The organism is Aurantimonas sp. DM33-3 (genome assembly GCF_014334315.1).
Lineage (GTDB): Bacteria > Pseudomonadota > Alphaproteobacteria > Rhizobiales > Rhizobiaceae > Aurantimonas > Aurantimonas coralicida.
In genome coordinates this window covers 1-20230 of record NZ_JACSGS010000020.1, presented here as the reverse complement: position 1 = coordinate 20230, position 20230 = coordinate 1, and the positions used below count along the sequence as shown (strand labels likewise).

Below are 20230 nucleotides of genomic sequence, written 5' to 3'. Positions count from 1 at the left end.
CTTGCAGAAGATACCAGCCACCGTCGTCACCGGCTTCCTCGGCGCGGGCAAGACGACGCTAATCCGCAACATGCTGCAGAATGCCGGCGGCCGGAAGATTGCCCTGATCATCAATGAGTTCGGCGACCTGGGCGTCGATGGCGACATCCTGACCGGTTGCGGCATCGAGACCTGCACCGAGGACGACGTGGTCGAACTGACCAATGGCTGCATCTGCTGCACCGTCGCCGACGACTTCATCCCGACCATGACCAAGCTGCTCGCCCGCGACCGGCTGCCGGATCACATCGTCATCGAGACCTCGGGGCTGGCACTGCCGCAGCCGCTGGTCGCGGCCTTCAACTGGCCCGAGGTCAAGACGCGGGTGACGGTGGACGGCGTGGTGACGGTCATCGACACCGCCGCGGTCGCCGCCGGACGCTTTGCCGACGACGAGGCCAAGGTCGCCGCGGCGCGGGCCGCCGACGAGAGCCTCGACCACGACAATCCGCTGGAAGAGCTGTTCGAGGACCAGATCCGGGCGGCCGACCTGATCGTCCTGAACAAGGCCGACCTCGTCGACGCCGCGACGCTGGAGCGGGTGCGCGGCGAGATCGGCGGGCAGTGCGCAGAGGCGGTGAAGATCGTCACGGCTGAGGGCGGCGTGCTGCCGACCGACGTGCTCCTGGGTCTGTCGGCCGGGACGGAGGACCTGATCGCCGATCGTAAGTCGCATCACGAGCTCCACCATGAAGGCGAGGGGCACGATCACGACCATGACGAGTTCGAGAGCTTCGTCGTGGAGGCCGGGCAGGTCGCCGATCCGAAGGCCTTCGCGGACGGGCTGTCGGCGGTCATCGCCGGTCACGACATCCTGCGGCTGAAGGGCTTTGCCGACGTGCCGGGCAAGCCGATGCGGCTGGTCGTGCAGGCCGTCGGCCAGCGCATCGAGACCTATTTCGACCGGCCCTGGAAGCCGGGCGAGACCCGCGCCACGCGGCTCGTCGTCATCGGCCTGCATGACGGGCTGGACGCGGCGACCTGCGGGACGATCCGGGCGACGATCCGTGCCCTGACCGACGGAGCGGCGCAGGCGGCGGCGGAGTAGGGCGCAGCGTCGTGCATCTGCTTCTTGCCCAGAAAGGCACGATCGACGATGGCGGCGAGGCGGTCGATCTCGGCCAGACGCCGGCCGACATCATCGTGCTGTCGGCCGCCGACACGGAGATCGCCGGCCTGGCCGGCGCCGCCGGACGGCTGGGGGCGGCTGCCCCGTCGCTGCGGCTGGCGAATTTCCTGCGGCTGAAGCATCCGATGTCGGTCGACGCCTATGTCGCCCGGACGCTGTGCCACGCGAAGCTGGTGGTGGTGCGCATTCTCGGCGGCGCCGCCTATTGGCCCTACGGGCTGGACGCGCTGCTGGCCAATGCCCAGGCGACCGGCGGCCATCTGGTGGTGGTGCCGGGCGACGACAAGCCGGACCCCGGGCTCGACCGCTACAACACGCTTGGAGAGGGGCAGCGCGACCGGCTGTGGCGCTATCTCGTCGAGGGCGGGCCGGCGAATGCCGAGAATTTCCTGCAGGCGCTGGGCGCGATTCTTTCGGAGGGAGACTGGCCGCCGGAGGCGCAGCCGCTCCTGAAGGCGGGCCGGCTGGAACTGGCGGGCGTCGCGGCCGAGGCGTCGCGGCCAGCTGCCGCTCCTGTGCGGCCGCTGGCGGCGATCGTCTTCTACCGGGCGCTGATGCAGAGCGGCCAGACCGAGCCCGTCGAGGCGCTGGCGAGGGCGATGGCGCGGCAGGGGCTCGACGTCCTGCCGGTCTATGTCTCCAGCCTCAAGGACCCGGTATCGATCGAGACCCTGCGGGCGCTGTTCGCCGAGCGGGCCCCGGATGTCGTCGTCAATCTGACCGGCTTCGCCGTCTCCTCGCCCGGCGGCGAGCGGGTGCCGACGGTGCTGGAGGAAGGCGGGGCCGTCGTCCTGCAGGCGGTGCTGGCGAGCGGGGCGCGCGAGGCCTGGGAGACGTCGTCGCAGGGACTCTCGGCGCGCGATCTGGCGATGAATGTCGCTTTGCCGGAAGTGGACGGGCGCGTGCTCGGACGGGCCATCGCCTTCAAGTCGGCGGGCGACTGGGATGCGCTGACCCAGACCGACATCGTGGCGCATCGTTCGCTGCCGGACCGGGTGGATTTCGTCGCCGAACTGGCGGCGCGCTGGTGCCGGCTGCGGACAAAGCCTGCGAAAGCGCGGCGGGTGGCGATCCTCCTGGCGAACTACCCCAATCGGGACGGGCGGCTCGGCAACGGCGTCGGCCTGGATACGCCGGCCGGGACCATCACCGTCCTCAACGCCATGGCGGCGGCGGGCTATGACGTCGCCGATGTGCCGGCGACGGGCAACGGGCTGATCGACCACCTGATGGCGGGTCCGACCAATGCCGGGACGGCGGCGCGGGAGATCCGCGAGACGCTGGCGCTCGAAGCCTATCGCGCGTTCTTCGACGATCTGCCGGAGGCAGTGCGGGCGGCGGTGGCGGAGCGCTGGGGGGCGCCGGAGGCCGATCCGTTCTTCCTGGCCGATCTGGACGCGTTTGCCCTGCCGCTGGCGCGGTTCGGCGAGACGCTGGTCGGGATCCAGCCGGCGCGCGGCTACAATATCAACCCGAAGGAAACCCACCACTCGCCGGACCTCGTGCCGCCGCACAATTACCTGGCGCTCTACGCCTTCCTGCGGACGCAATACGATGCCGACGCGGTGATCCACATGGGCAAGCACGGCAATCTGGAATGGCTGCCGGGCAAGGCGCTGGCGTTGTCCGAGGCCTGTTTCCCCGAGGCGGTGTTCGGCGCGCTGCCGCATCTCTACCCGTTCATCGTCAACGATCCGGGCGAGGGGACGCAGGCCAAGCGGCGCACGAGCGCGGTGATCATCGATCATCTGACGCCGCCGCTGACGCGGGCCGAAAGCTACGGGCCGCTGCGCGACCTGGAGGCGCTGGTCGACGAATATTACGAGGCGGCCGGCAGCGACCCGCGGCGGCTGGAACTGCTGAAGGGGCAGATCCTCGATCTCGTCCGCGACATCGGCCTCGACCAGGATGCCGGCATCGCGGAAGGCGAGGCCGAGGACACGGCGCTGGAAAAGCTCGACGCCTATCTGTGCGACCTGAAGGAGATGCAGATCCGCGACGGGCTGCATGTCTTCGGCGTTGCGCCGGAAGGCCGGCTGCTGACCGATCTGACCGTGGCGCTGGCCCGGCTCCCGCGCGGCAGTGCGCCGGGCGATGCGTCGCTGCACCGGGCGATCGCGACCGATCTGCTGGCGAACGACGGCGCGGAGGCGGAGGGCTTCGATCCGCTGGATTGCGACATGGCGGCACGCTGGACCGGGGCGCGGCCCGACGTGCTCCAGCAGCTGTCGACCGATGCCTGGCGTACGGCCGGCGACACGGTGGAGCGGATCGAATGGCTGGCGGCGCGGCTCGTCACTGGCGAGACGGTGGCCGAGCCGGGCTGGACGGCGACGCGGGCGGTGCTGACAGAGGTCGAGACGCGGCTGGCGCCGGCGGTGACGGGGTCGGGCCCGGCCGAGATCGCCGGGCTTCTGGCGGGGCTTGCCGGCCGCTTCGTCGCGCCGGGACCGTCGGGCGCACCGACCCGGGGCCGGCCCGACGTTCTGCCGACCGGCCGCAATTTCTTTTCCGTCGACACCCGCGCCGTGCCGACCGAGGCAGCCTACGATCTCGGCCGTCGCTCGGCGGAGCTTCTGGTGACGCGGCATCTGCAGGACGAGGGGGACTGGCCGCGCTCGATCGGGCTGACGGCCTGGGGCACCTCCAACATGCGCACCGGCGGCGACGACATTGCCCAGGCGCTGGCGCTGATCGGCGCCCGGCCGGTCTGGGACCGGGCCTCGCGGCGGGTCACCGGCTACGCCATCGTGACGCTGGCCGAGCTCGGCCGGCCGCGGGTCGACGTGACCCTGCGTATCTCGGGCTTCTTCCGCGACGCCTTTCCCGATCAGATCGCGCTGTTCGACCGGGCGATCCGGGCGGTCGGGGCACTGGACGAGGAGGCGGCGGACAATCCGATCGCGGCGCGGATGCGGGCCGAGCGGCAGGCGCTGGTGGCCGACGGCGTCGACGAGGCCGAGGCTTCGCGGCGGTCGGGCTTTCGCATCTTCGGCTCCAAGCCCGGCGCCTACGGGGCGGGGCTGCAGGCGCTGATCGACGAGAAGGGCTGGGACGACCGGGCGGATCTGGCCGAGAGCTATATCGTCTGGGGCTCTTATGCCTACGGGGCGGATGCCGCGGGCGAGGCGGACCGGGCCGGCTTCGAACAGCGGCTGTCGGGGATCGAGGCGGTTGTCCAGAACCAGGACAATCGCGAGCACGACCTTCTGGATTCCGACGATTACTACCAGTTCGAGGGCGGCATGACGGCGGCGGTCGAGCAGGTCTCGGGCGACCGGCCGGTGGTCTATCACAACGACCATTCGCGGCCCGAGCGACCGGTGGTGCGCACGCTGGACGAGGAGATCGGCCGGGTGGTGCGGGCCAGGGTGGTCAATCCGAAATGGATCGCCGGCGTCATGCGCCACGGCTACAAGGGCGCCTTCGAGATCGCCGCGACGGTGGACTATCTCTTCGCCTTCTCGGCGACCACGGGCGCGGTGCGCGACCATCATTTCGAGGCGGTGTACCGGGCCTTCGTGGTGGACGAGCCGGTGCGGGACTTCATGCTCGACAACAATGCGAACGCCTATCGCGAGATGTGCGACAAGCTTGCCGAGGCGATCGACCGGGGCCTATGGATACCGCGCTCGAACTCTGCACGAGCGGAGCTGGGTGTCGGATGACGGACCGCAGGAGGCGCGCGCATGGACATCCGCCAAGTGGAGATGGCCGACGACGAGACGCGCAGCCGCATCGTGGCGCCGCTGGCGGAACTGGCGACGCGCACCGACTTCGCAATGTCGCCGCGCTTCCTGACGCTGGCGCTGAGCGACGCCGCGGGCATCGACGGCGGGCTGATCGCCCAGATCTACTGGAACTGGCTGCATATCGAGGTGCTGGCGGTGCCCGAGCGCCATCGCGGCGCGGGGCTGGGCCGGCGGCTGGTCGAACGGGCCGAGGCGATCGCGCGGGACGAGACGCTGCGCGGCGTCTGGGTCGACACCTATTCGTTCCAGTCGCCCGGCTTCTACGAGGCCATGGGCTATCGCCCCTTCGGCCGGCTGCCGGACTATCCGGAGGGCGAGGAACGCATCTTCTACGCCAAGATCTTCGGCGACCAGACACAGACCGCAGGGGAGGCCTGACATGAACGACAAACCCAAGATCACCGACGGCATGTCGGACGCCGAGCTCGACGCCCGGCACGCCGAGAAGATGAAGAAGAAGAAGGCGGCGCGCGACAAGATCATCGCCACCAAGACGATCGAGAAGGGTCTCGTCATCGTCCATACGGGTAAGGGCAAGGGCAAGTCGACCGCCGGCTTCGGCCTGGTCTTCCGGGCGTTGGGCAATGGCATGAAGGTCGCCGTCGTGCAGTTCGTGAAGGGCAAGTGGGAGACCGGCGAGCGCAAGGTGCTGGAGAAGTTTCCCGACCAGGTGACGATGACCGCCATGGGCGACGGCTTCACCTGGGAGACCCAGGACCGGCAGCGCGACATCTCCGCGGCCAAGGCCGCCTGGGAGCGGGCCAAGGCGCTGATCATGGACGACGAACACAAGCTGGTGCTGCTCGACGAGCTGAACATCGTCCTGCGCTACGACTATCTCGATCTCGCCGAGGTGATCGAATTCCTGAAGGGCAAGCCGGAGATGAAGCATGTCGTCATCACCGGCCGCAACGCCAAGGACGAGCTGATTGACTTCGCCGATCTCGTCACCGAGATGGAGATGATCAAGCACCCGTTCCGCTCGGGCGTGAAGGCGCAGCTCGGGATCGAGTTCTAGGGTCATTCGCCGGGCTGTGGATGGCGCTCACGAGCGCCGCGTTTCGCCTCCATTTCGACATGAACCAGCAGTTGATCACCCCCTTCCAACGGTTGCATAGGCAACCGGCTATCGCGTGGGGGATTGAGATGAAGAGCTTTTGCCGGATGGTGTCGCGCCGATCGGTCTTGTCGGCTGTCGTGGTCGTGGCCGCGCTGTGGGCAGGGCCTCAGGCGCAGGCCGAGGACGCCACGGCGCGCCTGGCGGAGACGGTGCGGGGGCTGGAGGAGCGGCTGGACGCCCGCATCGGCGTCTTCATCCGCGACAGCGGCAGTGACTGGCAGTGGGGGCACCGCGAAGACGAGCGGTTCCTGATGGCCAGCACCTTCAAGTCGGTTCTGTGCGGGGCGGTGCTGGAGCAGGCCGAACAGGGCGCACTGGCGCTCGACGAACCCGTGGAGATCCGGGCCGCGGACATTCTCAGCTACGCGCCGGTGACCGAAACGCGCCAGGGCGGCACGATGACGATCGGCGAACTCTGCCTGGCGACGGCGGACATGAGCGACAACACCGCTGCCAACCTGCTTCTCGACCGGATCGGCGGTCCGCAGGCCGTGACCGCCTTCCTGCGCGGCATCGGCGACGGCGTGACCCGGCTCGACCGGACCGAGCCCGATCTCAACATCTTCGCCCCTGGCGATCCGCGCGACACGACCAGCCCCAAAGCCATGGCGACGAGTTGGGAGAACATGCTGGTCGGGGACGGATTGCGCCCGGCGTCGCGCGAGCAACTGCGCGAGTGGATGCGCCTTGGCGGCGTGACCGGCAAGCTGATCCGCGCCAGTACGCCCAAGGACTGGGAGGTCGTCGACAAGTCCGGCGGCGGACAGACCCATACGCGCAATCTCGTGGCGATGATCACCCCGCCGGGGCGCGCGCCGGTGTTCGTGGCGATCTATCTTTCCGACTCGCCGGCGGATTTCAGCACGCGCAATGCCGCGGTCGCCGAGATCGGCGCAGCCATCGTCCCGGTGATCGCCGCGCGTTGAGGACGGTTGCGGCCGGCAGTCGATTCCGGCCGCGCTCGTGTTACGTCGCTGCGCCGACGCGTCCGGGAGGTGCCGGCGCCCGTGGCGGCAGGCGGGTGGGGCCGGCGCAGCGATGGCTGGGCCGGCCTACCGGCTGCGGTCGCGCTCGGCATCGAGCTCGGCGGCGCGGCCACGGGTGGCGGCGAAGGTCGAGCTGGAGACCGCGACGCGGACGGCCGGCCGGGTGCCGTTGGTGGCGACCCTCACCAGGACCGCCGGTACGGCGGCCACGGCGAGTTCGGGCTGGTCGTTGGCGCGCAGGGTCGCCCGCGCCTCGTCGTCGAGATCGAAGCCGAGCCTTTCCATCGTGGCTTCGGGCTCGGCCTCCAGGGCCTTGCGGACCTCCGGGTCGGTGAAGATCTGTTGCAGGGCCTTCACATAGGTGTCTTCGCCCTTCTGCAGGTCGGTCATGTCACTGCTCCCTTGTCGTGGACGCCGTGGAAATGTCGCAGGGGAACGCCGATCCGTTCGCCCGGCGGGGCCGCTTTCGGGGTCTCGACCGGGATCTCGCGGCGTGCCGCCTGCGATCCGGGGCCGGCGACTTGGCGCAGGCTCGCCAGCCCATTCTGCTGGAAGGTCTCGAGGATCCGCGGAAAATACTTCGCGACCGGCTCGGGAAAGGCATATTCGATCATGTTGCGGCCCTTGTAGACGGCCTGCGACACGGTGCGCACCGCGGCGACCTTGTCCGAGATCGCATAGATGTCGGCGGTGGGGATCTTCACGCCCGACTGGAACAGATAGTAGTTCGAGAAGAAGCCGAACTCGTCATACATGGCCTCGGTGACGAGGCCGTTGCGCGCCGCCTCGTCCCACAGGCGCGAGCCGGGGATCTGGCAGTACCATTGCAAGAGGACGCGCACCCCGTAGGTGGCGTGGAGATGGGTGGCGAAGGCGATGGTGCGCTCCACCTCGGCGGGGCCCTCCCAGGGCAGGCCGAGGACGAAGGAGAAATCCGCCCGGTCGGCAATGCCGAATTTGCGCAGGATACGGGCGGCCTCTTCCAGCTTGGCGCAGGTGGTGCCCTTGCCGATCAGCGCCAGACCCTCGTCATAGCCGCATTCGGCGCCGACCAGGAACTGCACCGTGTGGGGCGCCATCGCCTCGACATAGGCCTCGTCGCAGATATCGTTGGCGCGGGAATCGTAGACGAGGCCGGCGTCGAGCCCGCGCTGGCTGATGATCTGGGCGATGCGGGTGGCGCGCTTGACGTTCATCGAGAACTCGTCGTCGATGATGTGGATGTGGCCGGCGCTGGTACGCGGCACATGCGGCAGGATCATCTCCAGCCGGTCGACGAACTCCTCGGGCTGGATGCCGCGCCAGGTGCGCCGGTAGGAGGTCGAGCAGAACGAGCAGTCGAAGACGCAGCCGCGCGAGGATTCGATCGACAGGGCCTGATAGACCCGGTCGGGCAGGTCGCCGTAATCGGGCACCGGAAAATCGGTGAGCTCGTCCTTGCGGATCAGCTTCTCGATGCTGTTGCGCACGACGACGCCGTCATCGGTCTTCCAGGACAGGTTCGGAACCTCGTGGAAATCGCGGGGGCCCTCCAGCGCGTCGGCCAGGGCGACGATGGCGGCTTCGCCTTCGCCGCGCACGACGAACTGCACCGGGAAGGCCGACAGCACATACTGGTCGAACATGGTCGGGTGGATGCCGCCGACGACGACCGGGACGTCGGGCCGGCGACGGCGGATCTGCTTCAGCACCTCGATGGCGGTGGGCCAGGACATGGAGGTGGCGCCGATGCCGATAAGATCGGCGCGGTCGATCTCGGCCGAAAAGCCCCGGACCGAACTGGTGCCCAGCGCGATCAGATCGGCGAAATCGACGTGATGGCCGGCCTGAAGGAGGGCGGCGCGCAGGAGATACATGCCGTAGGGCGGACATTCGCGATGGGCGTCCATCGCGATGGATTCCAGCGTGTCCTCGAACCGATCCATGATCGGGGGCGCACAGAGAACAACCCGCATGACGGTCTCCCGTATTCGGCATCGATGGAACGGTCCCTGCGGGGCCGCGCTCGCGGGACGCGAGCCTGAACCGGCAGGGATTGTACTGGGTGAAATCAACTCATGATGGCAATCTACAGCAATTCAACCTAAGATGGAAGCCGCATGGCGCGATATCTGACGCAAGGGGAGCCATGAGCGGTCCGCAGCAGCCAGACATCGTCGCCTCGCCGCATCTGCATCACCGGCTGTCGCTGGCCGTGCTCGCGGTGCTGACGCTGGGGCCCGTCGTCTGGCTGGCAGCCGTGCGGCCCGGCGATCTGGCCTATTACGCCATCGGGGGCGCGGCCTGGGCACTCGCCGTCGCGGGGAAGCTGCTCCTGGCGCGGGTACGGTTCGCGCGGCGCCTGATGAAGGCAGGCGTCGCCGGGGCCGGGCTCTGGGGGCTGGCCTCGGGCCTTGCGGAACTCGGCGTCCTGGCCGCGATCGCTTCTTCCGGCTGGCTGCCGCTGCGACTGGAGGTGGCGGCGATCTGTGGGTTGGGCGCGGCCGGCTTCGAGATCGCCTTCATTCTCGTGACGGGGGCGATCGAGGATTATCGCCATCCCGATCCGGACAAGCTGGCCCGCTGGCTGGCGGGCGCCCGCCGCTCCCTGTGGGTGGCCTATATGGGCGCCATCGAGCGGATCGATGCGACGGCGCTTCACGTGATGACGCGCATTGCGGTGTTCGACGCGATGATCACCCAGGCCTGGGCTCCGGCGCTGGTGGCGCTCGGCCTGTTCGCGCTGGTCGACGGGGCGGCGACTTATGGCGCCGGGCGCGACTGGGACTGGTTCGAGCCGCGGATCTGCCGGGCCTTCTATCTTGCGATATCGGCCGCGGCCCTGGCGGGCTGGGTCTATGTGGCGCTGCGCCTCACCGGCGGCTGAGCCGCGGCGGGCAGGGCGCCGGTCGCCCGCGTAGCGTCAGCCGTCATTCACCACCGTCAGGTCCGCCGGCACGCTGCGCTCCAGCACCAGCCGCATGTTGGGCAGATCGTTGCCGTCGAGCTTGGTGACGAGGGCGTCGGTGGTCAGGCCGTGGCCGAGCCAGCGATCCTTCAGCCGGCGGCGCAGGACCGGTTCGGGGACGGCGAGCATCACCGTCAGGTCGAAGCGCTGGCGCAGCGGCGCCCAAGCCGGATCGTCGAGGAGGAGGTAATTGCCCTCGACGAGGATGATGCGGGCCGAGGGCGCGATGATGCGGGCACCCGCGCGGGCGATCTCGATGGCGCGGTCGAAGACCGGCACGGCGACGGCGCGGCCGTCATCGGCCTTCAGCCGGTCGAGGGTGACGATCAGCCCGTCGACGTCGAAAGTGTGCGGTGCGCCCTTGCGGGGGCGATGGCCGCGCGCGTCCAGCACCAGGTCGTCATAGTGGAAGCCGTCCATCGGCAGGATGTCGGCGATCCCCGGCGCGGCGGTGCCGGTCCCGGCCGTCGGCGACGCATCGTTCAACCGGTCGCGCAGATGCTCGACCATGGTGCTCTTGCCGGAGCCGGGCGCCCCGGCCAGCGCAACGATGAGGCGCCGGGAATCGGTGCCCCGGCGCGCGGCGATGGCGTCGAGGATGGGATCCAGGTCGGTCATGGGCATGGTGAGCCTCCGGGAACAGGGAAAACGGTGCGGGAGGACCGGGTGGACGACGGGGCACTGTTCGCATCCGAACGACGGCCGTTCAACAAAGAGAAACGATTCGTCACGAACGGCGCCCTTCCAATTGCGAGGCCAAGGCCGCTTATCTTGCCCCAAGCGACCTCGTGCAACGGAGCGATACCATGACCCTTGCCCTCAAAGGCATTCATCATCTGACCGCCATCACGGCCGATGCGCCCGGCAATCTCCGCTTCTACACGGAAGTCCTGGGCCTGCGGCTGGTCAAGAAGACGGTCAACCAGGACGACACCAGCGCCTATCATCTGTTCTACGCCGACGGAAAGGCGACGCCGGGCACAGACATCACCTTCTTCGACTGGCCGGCCCAGCCCGAGACCCGCGGCAACCATGCGGTCTCGCGGACCGGCCTGCGGGTCGCCGGCCGCGCCAGCCTCGACTACTGGCATGCGCGGCTGACCGAGGCCGGTGTTGCGACCGGCGAGATCGTGGAACTGGATGGCCGCGCCTCGCTCGATTTCGAGGACCCGGAGGGCCAGCGGCTGCGGCTGATCGACGACGGGGGCGCCGGAGAGGCCAATCCCTGGGACGCGAGCAGCGTGCCGGCCGCGCATCAGATCCGCGGCCTTGGCCCGATCACCATGGCGGTGCCCGATCTCGCCCGCACCGCGCCGGTGCTGACCGAGGTGATGAACATGCGCGAAGTTCGCACCTATGAGGCGGACGGTGCGAGCGTGCATGTGTTCGAGATGGGCGAGGGCGGGCCAGCGGCCGAACTGCACGTGGCGGTGGACCCGTCGCTGCCGGCGGCCGGGCAGGGTGCGGGCGGCGTGCATCACGTGGCGTTCCGCGCGGCCGACGTGGAGGAACTGCACGCCTGGACCGAGCGGGTGCGCGGCTTCCGCGTGCCGTCGAGCGGCGAGGTGGAGCGGTACTATTTCCGCTCGCTGTATTTCCGCGAGCCGAACGGGGTGCTCTTCGAGATCGCCACGGACGGGCCGGGCTTTGCCGTCGACGAGCCGATGGAGAGCCTGGGCGAGAGCCTGTCGCTGCCGCCCTTCCTGGAAGCCAAGCGCGCGCAGATCGAAGCCGGCCTGAAGCCGCTCGCCCGCCAGGGAAAGGACAGGACATGACCCCCGAGGATTCGAACGCGCTTCTGGCGCGCCATCATCTCGGCCATGCCGGGGCGCCGCTGGAAAACGCCCGCCGGATCGTCGTCTGCCTGCACGGGCGCGGTGCGACGGCGGCGGACATCCTGGGCATTGCCGGGGCGATCGGCCTCGGCGACATCGCCTATCTGGCGCCGCAGGCCCGCGGCGGGGCCTGGTATCCGCGCCCCTTCATGGAGCCGCTCGACGCCAACGAGCCGGATCTGAGCGCCGCGCTGGACCGGATCGCGGCGATCCTCGCCGATCTCGACGCGGCAGGGATCGGGGCGGACAAGGTGGTGATTGCCGGCTTCTCGCAGGGCGCCTGCCTGTCGCTGGAATTCGCCGCGCGCCATCCGGGCCGCGTCGCGGCCGTGCTGGGCTTCAGCGGCGGCCTGATCGGGCCGTCGGTGGAAGGGCGTGAGGAGACGGGCCGGCTCGACGGCCTGCCGGTGTTCATCGGCTGCAGCGAGCGCGATCCGTTCATTCCGGCCGTGCGGGTGCGTGAGACCGTCGCGCATTACGAAGCCCGCGGCGCGGCGGTGACCGCGGTGCTCTATCCGGAGCCCGGCCATACGATCAACATGGACGAGATCGGCAAGGCGCGGGCCCTTCTGCAGGGGCTGGCGGGCTGAAACGGGCCTGATTCCGGCGGGGCGTCGCCATCGGACGCCTCTCCGGAATCCACTGGTGCGAGTTAAAGCTTCGGCATAGGATGAACCCGGCGGAAGTCCGCCGGGGAGAAGCATTCGATGCGCGGTTTCGGCAGGCTCTTCTTCGTTTTCGCGGTCGCATTGCTGTTTTCGGGGCAGGCTGCAGTGCCTTCCCTTGCGCAAGACGGGCGCCGGGTGATCACCACCGAGGGCGCCGATTATTTCGGCCGCGACTACGACATCCTCAAGGATGTCGATCTCGACCAGTGCACCGCGACCTGTCTCGCCGACGACCGCTGCCAGGCCTTCACCCTCAATACCAACAGCCGCTGGTGCTTCCTGAAGGAGGCCGTGGGCGAATTGCGCACGGTGGCGGGGGCGATTTCCGGCAAGGTGGTGGCCGAGGCCGGGATCGACGCCGACAGCGTCGAGGCGCGCATGGCGGATCTGGCGTTTCTGCCGGCCGCGATGCTGGACGATGCCAGGCAGTTGCGGCTGGAGATCGCCAATGAGGACCGCAGCATCCGGTTCGGCGATGCGAGTGCGCTGGAGATTGCCGGCCTCGCGCGAACGGCGCTGACCCATCCGCAGGCAATCCGGGCATGGCGGGAAGCGCTGAAGCGCGCGCCGCTGGCGCATTTCGCCTGGCAGGGCATCGCCGATGCGGCGCTTGCCTACACGCCCGAGCAATATGGCGATCAGCCCGCCAACAACCGGCTGCGCGAGGCGGGTGCGATCAACGCCTATCTGACCGCCGGCCATGACGACGAACGCGCCGCGGCGCTGGCGACCCTGGCCCGCGCCTACGAGGCGGCCCAGAACTGGAAGCAGGCGATCAAGGCCTATCGCGAAAGCCTTGATCTGGCGGAGATGGCGGATGTTCGTGCCGGTCTCGACGCGGTCGTAGCCGCGCACGGTTTCCGCATCGTTGACAACAGCGTCGACAACAACGCGGCCAGCCCGCGTATCTGCCTGAACTTCTCGGACGCGCTGTCGAGCCAGCTGACCAGTTCGGAGAATGCCGGCGACTTCGTGCAGGTTGAGGGCGGCGAGACCCTGCCGGTGACGGCGAGCGGATCGCAGATCTGCATCGATGGCGTCAAGCACGGCGAGCGCTACCGCATCGTCGCGCGTCCCGGCATCCGCTCTGTCGATGGCGAGACCCTGGCGCGCTCGGCGGAGGTGAGCGTCTATGTGCGCGACCGCGACCCCTCGGTGCGGTTTGCCACCAATGCCTATGTGCTGCCGGCCGGCGGCGAGGCAACGATCCCGGTGACGACGATCAACACCGACGAGATCGAGGCGCGGCTGCAGCGGATCGGCGACCGGGCCCTGTCGCGGGCGATCGCCGACGGGCGGCTGTTGCAGCAATTGTCCGAATGGCAGATCACCGAGGTGGCGACCGAGACCGGCGAGGACGTGTGGACCGGCACGGTCGGCGTGGTGCGCGAGACCAACAGCGAAGTGACGACGGCGATCCCGGTGTCTGAGATCGTGCCGGAGATCGAGCCCGGGGTCTATGTGCTGACCGCCAAGGCGAAGAACGGCCTGCGATACCAGGACAGCTTCGCCACCCAGTGGTTCGTCGTCAGCGATATCGGGCTGACCAGCCTTTCCGCCGAGGACGGCTTCCACGTCTTTGCGCGCTCACTGGGTAGCGCCGACCCGATGGCCGGGATCACGCTCGACCTCGTGGCGGCCAACAACCAGGTTCTCGGCACGGCGACGACCGACGCGGCCGGCCATGCGCGGCTGCCGGCGGGCCTGCTGCGCGGCACCGGCGGCGACCGTCCGGCGCTTCTGACGGCGGCGCGGGCGGCTGAGGACTTCGTCTTGCTCGATCTGACCCAGACACCTTTCGACCTGACCGATCGCGGCGTGGACGGTCGGGTGCCGGCCGGGCCGCTGGACGTGTTCCTGACCTCCGAGCGCGGCATCTACCGCACCGGCGAGACGGCGTTCTTCACCGGCACGATGCGCGACGCCACCGGCGCGGCGGTCGAGGGCCTGACCATGACCCAGATCGTCACCCGGCCCGACGGCGTCGAGCATCGGCGGCGACAGGTGGCCGATGCGGGTGCCGGCGGTTTCGCCTTCGGCCTCGACCTGCCGGCGGGCGCCATGCGCGGCGTCTGGAAGGTGGCCCTCCATACCAATCCCAAGCAGCCGGCCCTGGCCGAGACCACGGTGATCGTCGAGGATTTCGAGCCGGAGAAGATCGATTTCGAGCTGACGACGCAGGCCGAGGCACTCGACCCCGACGCGCCGCCGGTGATCGCGGTGGCGGCGCGCTACCTCTTCGGTGCCCCGGCCGGCGGGCTGGAGGTCGGCGGCGAGGCGGTGCTGACGGCGACCGACCGTCTCGGTGCCTATCCGGGCTACCGCTTCGGGCTGGCCGGCGACGAGACGACGGCGCTGCGCCAGCCCTTCAACGGCGGGCAGACCGACGAGGCGGGCGATGCGACGATCGGGCTCGACCCGTTCACCGCGCCGGCGACGACCAAGCCGGTGACCGCGGCCCTGCAGGTGCGGGTGATCGACACCGGCGGACGGCCGGTGGAGCGCAGGCTGGAGCTGCCGCTGGCCGGCGCCAAGCCGCGTCTCGGCATCAAGCCGCGCTTCGACGGAACGGTGGGCGAGGGGGCGGAGGCCGGCTTCGACCTGATCGCCATCGATGCCGACGGTGCGCGCATGGCGCAGGCTGGCATCGACTGGGTCCTCAACAAGGTGAACACCCGCTTCCAGTGGTACGCGACGGGCGGCAACTGGAATTACGAGCCGATCCGCAGCACCGAGCGCGTCGCCAGCGGCACGGTCGATATCGGGGCCGACGGCCCAGCGGCCCTGTCGCTGCCGGTGGAATGGGGCGAATACGAACTGGTGCTGAGCGATCCGTCCGGTGCCGCGGTGCCGGCGAGCGCCGGCTTCGAGGCGGGCTGGTACGTCGCGGCGGCCGCGCTCGACACGCCGGACATGGCCCGGGTGTCGCTGGACAAGCCGCGCTATCGAATCGGCGATACGGCCGTCGTGCGGATCGAGCCGCGCTTTGCCGGAACCGCCGAAGTGCTGGTGATGGACGAGCGCGTGATCACCCGGCAGACCGCCGAGATCGCTGCCGATGGCGGCACGGTCGAACTGCCGGTCACCCGCGACTGGGGGCCGGGCGCCTATATCGCGGCGATCGTCTACCGGCCGATGGACCTCGACCAGAAGCGGATGCCGGGCCGGGCGATCGGGCTGGCCCATGCCGAGGTCGATCCGGGCGAACGGGCGCTGCAGGTCGCCATCGCGGCGCCGGAAAAGACCGAGCCGCGGCAACGGATGACGGTGGAAATTTCGGTCGACGGCGTCGCGGCGGGCGAGACCGCCTATCTGACGCTGGCGGCGGTGGACGAGGGCATCCTCAACATCACCGGCTTCCAGCCGCCGTCGCTGAGCGGGCATTATTTCGGCAAGCGGCGCCTCGGCGTCGACATCCGCGACCTCTATTCCAAGCTGATCGACCGGATGCAGGGCGCGCCGGGCAGCGTGCGCTCGGGCGGCGACGCCGGCGCGAGCTATGACAGCCCGCCGCCGATGGAGGCGCTGGTCGCGCTGTTCTCCGGCGTGGTGACGGTCGGCGAGGACGGGACCGCGGCAGTGCCGCTGGATATTCCCGACTTCAACGGCACGCTGAAACTGATGGCGCTGGCCTGGTCGAAGACCGGGGTGGGCGAGGCCAATGCTTCCATGATCGTGCGCGACCCGGTGGTGATTGCGGTCAACCAGCCGCGCTTCCTGGCGCCGGGCGACCGCTCGCGTATCGCCATCGACGTGACCCATGTCGAGGGGCCGACCGGCGCGGCCAGCCTGGCGGTGTCGGGCGCGGAGGGGATCGTCGCCTTCGACGACACCGCGCCGCGGCGCTTCGATCTGGTGGCGGGCCGCCGCGAGACCTTCCTGATGCCGGTGACCGGCGCGGCGGTCGGCGACGGCACGCTGGAGGTGGCGCTGACGCTGCCGAATGGCGACATCCTGTCGAAGCGGGTCACGCTGCCGGTGCGCTCGATCGCGCCGGAGACCGTCGACAAGAGCGCCGTGACCCTGGCGGCGAATGGCGGGCGGTTCGATTTCGACCGCAGCCTGTTCGCCGACTTCCTGCCGGGCACGGCCACCGCGACGCTGAGCGTCACCGGGGCGGCCGAGTTCGACGTGGCCGGCGTGGTGCGGGCGCTCGACGTCTATCCCTATGGCTGCACCGAGCAGATCACCAGCCGGGCGATGCCGCTGGTCTATCTGGAGCCGACCATCCTCGCAGCCGGCCTCGACCGCGTCGAGGACGTGAAGACGCGGGTCGACGGCGCCATTTCGGGCGTGCTGGCCAACCAGTCGTCGAGCGGAAGTTTCGGCCTGTGGCGGCCCGATTACGGCGACCTCTGGCTCGACGCCTATGTGACGGACTTCCTGACCCGGGCCCGCGAGGCCGGCTACAAGGTGCCCGAGGAAGGCTTCGATCTTGCCATCGACAATCTGCGCAACAGCCTCGCCTATCTGCCGGACGCACCCGACTTCGGGCCGGTGGCCTATGCGAGCTATGTGCTGGCCCGCAACGGCCGGGCGGCCATCGGCGACCTGCGCTATTACGCCGACAACGAGCTGGTGAACTTCAAGACGCCGCTCGCCAAGGCCCAGATCGGCGCGGCGCTGGCGCTCTATGGCGACCGGGTGCGGGCCGAGCGGGTGTTCCGCGCCGCGGTCGATGACGCCATCGGCTCGCCGCTGCTCAATTCGCAGCGCGGCGATTACGGCACGCCGCTGCGCGACGATGCGGCGATCCTGACGCTGGGACTGGAGACGGCGATCGACGGGGTCTCCTTCGACGGGCTGGTGCGGCAGGTGAACGATGCGCGGCGGACCCAGCGCTTTACCAGCACGCAGGAGGATTCCTGGTCGCTGCTGGCGGCGCATGCGCTGCTCGACCGCAGCCCGCCCAAGCTGACGGTGGCCGGGCGCGACGTGGACGGGCCGTATGCGGCGGCCTTCACGGCGGCCGACATCAGCGGCGGGCTGGACATCGCCAACCGCGCGGCACAGCCGGTGCGGGCCGAGATCACCCTGCGCGGCGTGCCGGAGTTCGCGCCGGCGGCGCAATCGGACGGCTATGCCATCGACCGGCGCTATTACACGCTGGACGGCGATCCGGCCGATCCGTCGGCCATCGGGCAGGGCGAGCGGCTGGTCACGGTGCTGGAGGTCACGCCGCTCGATTCGGGACCGGCACGGCTGATGGTCGACGACCCGCTGCCGGCGGGCTTCGAGATCGACAATCCGGCGATCCTGCGCGGCGGCGACGTGGCGGCGCTGGACTGGCTGCAGCTGACAGGCGAGGCGGCGCATACGGAGTTCCGGGCCGAGCGCTTCCTGGCGGCCATCGACCAGGGCGACGGCGACACGGCCACAAGGCGCTTCGCCTATATCGTGCGGGCTGTGTCGCCGGGCGAGTTCGTCCATCCGGCGGCGCTGGTGCAGAACATGTACGATCCGAGCCGGCGCGGGCGCACCGACGAGACAAGCGCCTCGGTCATCGGTCCGCTGCGGTGAGGGCGGGCGCGATCCGCCGGGCCTTCGCGACGGGGAACTGATCCCATGTCGGCGCGGCGCCGTCTGGCGCAACTGGGGCTGCTCGGCCTTCTGCTGGCCATCGCTGTGCTGGGCGCCGGCTATTCGGCCTTCGAGCGTGCGGTGACGGCGCGCATCGCCGCCATCGAGACCCCGGCGACCGGGGTGGAGGTGCGCGACCGCGACGGGGCGCTGCTGCGCGCCTTTGCCAATGGTGACGGGCGCTGGCGGCTGGCCGCCGGGGCGGGCGACGTCGATCCGCGCTATCTGGAGATGCTGGTCGCCTGGGAGGACAAACGCTTCGCCGAACATGGCGGCGTCGATCCGGTCGCCTTCGTGCGGGCTGCGTGGCAGTCGCTGGCCGAGCGGCGGATCGTGTCGGGCGGTTCGACGCTGACCATGCAGGTGGCGCGGCTCCTGGGCCGCCTGCCGACGGGCAGTCTCGCGGCGAAGGCCGAGCAGATCCTCGTCGCGCTTGCGCTGGAGCGCAGCCGGACCAAGGCCGAGATCCTGTCGCTCTATCTGCAGCTCGCACCCTATGGCGGCAATCTGGAAGGCGTGCGGGCGGCCGCGCTGAGCTTCTTCGGCAAGGAGCCGAAGCGGCTGACGGCGGCGGAAGCCGCGCTGCTGGTGGCGTTGCCGCAATCTCCCGAGCGCTATCGGCCGGACCGCTATCCGGACCGCGCCCGGGCGGCGCGGGACCGGGTGATCGCGCGGATGGCGACACTGGGGCTGATCAGCGACCGCGAGGCGGCGCGCGCCATGCGCGAGGCGATGCCGACCGGCCGGCGGGCGCTGCCGATGCTCGCCGCCCATGCTTCGGTCCGGCTGCACCAGGCAAAGCCGGAGGCGGCGCGGATCGACCTGACCATCGACAAGGCCCTGCAGGCGCGGCTGGAGGATTATGTGCGCCAGAAGGCGCAGGGGCTGAAGAAGCCGGTGAGCCTTGCCCTCCTGGTGGCGGATGCGGCGACCGGAGAGGTGCTGGCGCAGGTCGGCTCGCCCGACCTCTTCGACCGCGAGCGGCAGGGCTTCGTCGATCTAACGCGGGCGGTGCGCTCGCCGGGCTCGACCCTGAAGCCGCTGATCTACGGCCTCGCCTTCGAGCGTGGCATCGCCCATCCCGAAAGCCTCGTCGACGATTCACCCGGCGGCTTCGCCGGCTATACGCCGCAGAATTTCGACCGGGAGTTCGAGGGCGTGATCACCGCGCGGCGGGCGCTGCAACTGTCGCGCAACCTGCCGGCGGTGGAACTGCTCGGAGCGGTCGGGTCGTCGCGGCTGGTCTATCGCATGCGGCGGGCGGGCGCCGCGCCGGAGCTCGGCGACCGGTCGCTGCCGGGGCTGGCCATCGGGCTCGGCGGGCTGGGGCTGACGCTGGAGGATCTGGTGCGGATCTATGGCGGGCTCGCCAATGGCGGCGTCGCCATGCCGCTGCATGTGGAGCGGAGCGCCGAGCCGGCGATGGGCAAGCGCATCCTGTCGCCGCAGGCGGCGTGGTACGTAACCTCGATCCTCGCCGGCGCCTCGACCACCACCAAGGGCTCGCCCGGTGACATCGCCTTCAAGACCGGCACCTCCTATGGCTACCGCGACGCCTGGACCATCGGCTATGACGGGCGGCACGTGGTGGGCGTGTGGCTGGGACGGCCGGACGGGGCGCCGGTGGCCGGCCTCGTCGGCCAGGATTCGGCCGTGCCGGTGATGCGCGACGTGTTTGCGCGGATCGGGCCGGTGACGCGGCTCGCCGGTCCGCCGCCGGGCATCCTCGCCTCGGCCGGGGGCGGCCTGCCGCCGCCAATGCGCCGGGTCGGCCGGGCCGCGGATCTCGCCCAGAGCGGGCTGAAGCCGGAGATCGTGTTTCCGCCGAATGCGGCGAAGGTCGAACTGGGCCTCGTTTCGGGTGCCGGGAGCGAGCTGTTCCTGAAGGTGCGCAACGGCCAGCCGCCCTTTACCTGGTATGTGGACGGCCGCCCCGTGGCCCGCGACGCGTTGCAGCGGCAGGCGCGCTGGCAGCCCTTGGAGCCAGGCTTCGTCGATATCTCGGTGGTGGATGCGATGGGGGCCGCGGCGCGCTCGCGGGTGTTTCTCGACTGATACCCGCCTGCGCTTGATCTGACTCAGCTGTGATTTTCCTGTCCTGGGCGTTCGTGATTCCCTGTCTGGCGAAGGGAGGGAAAGAGCGATGGCCGTAAGAATCAACGAGGACCTGTCGG

The 20230-nt window shown here is 69.8% G+C and carries 13 protein-coding genes; 10 read left to right on the top strand and 3 right to left on the bottom strand.

The annotated features are described in order from the left end of the window. Position 1 precedes the first annotated feature (1 nt). Genes cobW through bla form a run of 5 tightly spaced genes read left to right on the top strand, consistent with a single transcriptional unit; the run spans position 2 to position 6966 of the window. Complete coding sequence (cobW, locus tag H9Q09_RS19965) at positions 2–1087, top strand: cobalamin biosynthesis protein CobW (protein ID WP_187392497.1); 1086 nt, start codon at positions 2–4, stop codon at positions 1085–1087. Positions 1088–1098: 11 nt separating this feature from the next. Further along, a complete protein-coding gene (gene cobN / locus H9Q09_RS19960) occupies positions 1099–4836 on the top strand; it encodes a cobaltochelatase subunit CobN (RefSeq protein ID WP_187392496.1) in 3738 nt (1245 codons plus the stop codon). Between the two features lie 21 nt (positions 4837–4857). Continuing rightward, on the top strand, positions 4858–5298 hold the full coding sequence (locus tag H9Q09_RS19955) for a GNAT family N-acetyltransferase (protein WP_187392495.1): 441 nt from the start codon (positions 4858–4860) through the stop codon (positions 5296–5298). Between the two features lies 1 nt (position 5299). Then, positions 5300–5938, top strand: coding sequence for a cob(I)yrinic acid a,c-diamide adenosyltransferase (gene cobO / locus H9Q09_RS19950; protein WP_187392494.1), 639 nt, complete (start codon positions 5300–5302; stop codon positions 5936–5938). Between the two features lie 20 nt (positions 5939–5958). After that, positions 5959–6966, top strand: a complete 1008-nt coding sequence (bla, locus tag H9Q09_RS19945) for a class A beta-lactamase (RefSeq protein WP_246716251.1) — start codon at positions 5959–5961, stop codon at positions 6964–6966. Positions 6967–7092: 126 nt separating this feature from the next. Here bla and H9Q09_RS19940 read toward each other — a convergent pair whose 3' ends face one another. Next, entirely contained in the window at positions 7093–7416 is a 324-nt protein-coding gene (locus H9Q09_RS19940; RefSeq protein ID WP_024348765.1) for a hypothetical protein, read from the bottom strand. Further along, positions 7413–8981, bottom strand: coding sequence for a radical SAM protein (locus H9Q09_RS19935; protein WP_187392493.1), 1569 nt, complete (start codon positions 8979–8981; stop codon positions 7413–7415). Before H9Q09_RS19935 ends, H9Q09_RS19940 begins: the two co-directional genes overlap by 4 nt. A 173-nt stretch (positions 8982–9154) precedes the next feature. Here H9Q09_RS19935 and H9Q09_RS19930 point away from each other — a divergent pair, with 173 nt between their 5' ends. Next, the gene (locus tag H9Q09_RS19930; protein WP_187392492.1) at positions 9155–9892 is read left to right on the top strand and encodes a YhfC family intramembrane metalloprotease; all 738 of its coding nucleotides are present in this window, start codon (positions 9155–9157) and stop codon (positions 9890–9892) included. Positions 9893–9928: 36 nt separating this feature from the next. Here the strand turns inward: H9Q09_RS19930 and H9Q09_RS19925 are convergent, their stop codons facing one another. Then, positions 9929–10597 (bottom strand): nucleoside triphosphate hydrolase, encoded by a 669-nt coding sequence (locus tag H9Q09_RS19925; protein ID WP_348646340.1) that lies wholly within the window; start codon positions 10595–10597, stop codon positions 9929–9931. 182 nt (positions 10598–10779) lie between these two features. On the opposite strand from H9Q09_RS19925, the gene H9Q09_RS19920 reads away from it, so the two are divergent. From H9Q09_RS19920 to pbpC, 4 genes are all read left to right on the top strand, one after another. Further along, complete coding sequence (locus H9Q09_RS19920; RefSeq protein ID WP_187392490.1) at positions 10780–11748, top strand: ring-cleaving dioxygenase; 969 nt, start codon at positions 10780–10782, stop codon at positions 11746–11748. Continuing rightward, the gene (locus H9Q09_RS19915) at positions 11745–12398 is read left to right on the top strand and encodes a dienelactone hydrolase family protein (RefSeq protein WP_187392489.1); all 654 of its coding nucleotides are present in this window, start codon (positions 11745–11747) and stop codon (positions 12396–12398) included. The genes H9Q09_RS19920 and H9Q09_RS19915 overlap by 4 nt, the downstream gene beginning before the upstream one ends. A 213-nt stretch (positions 12399–12611) precedes the next feature. Beyond that, on the top strand, positions 12612–17996 hold the full coding sequence (locus H9Q09_RS19910) for an alpha-2-macroglobulin family protein (protein ID WP_348646339.1): 5385 nt from the start codon (positions 12612–12614) through the stop codon (positions 17994–17996). 45 nt (positions 17997–18041) lie between these two features. Continuing rightward, positions 18042–20111, top strand: a complete 2070-nt coding sequence (gene pbpC, locus H9Q09_RS19905) for a penicillin-binding protein 1C (protein ID WP_187392487.1) — start codon at positions 18042–18044, stop codon at positions 20109–20111. Positions 20112–20230: the final 119 nt, after the last annotated feature.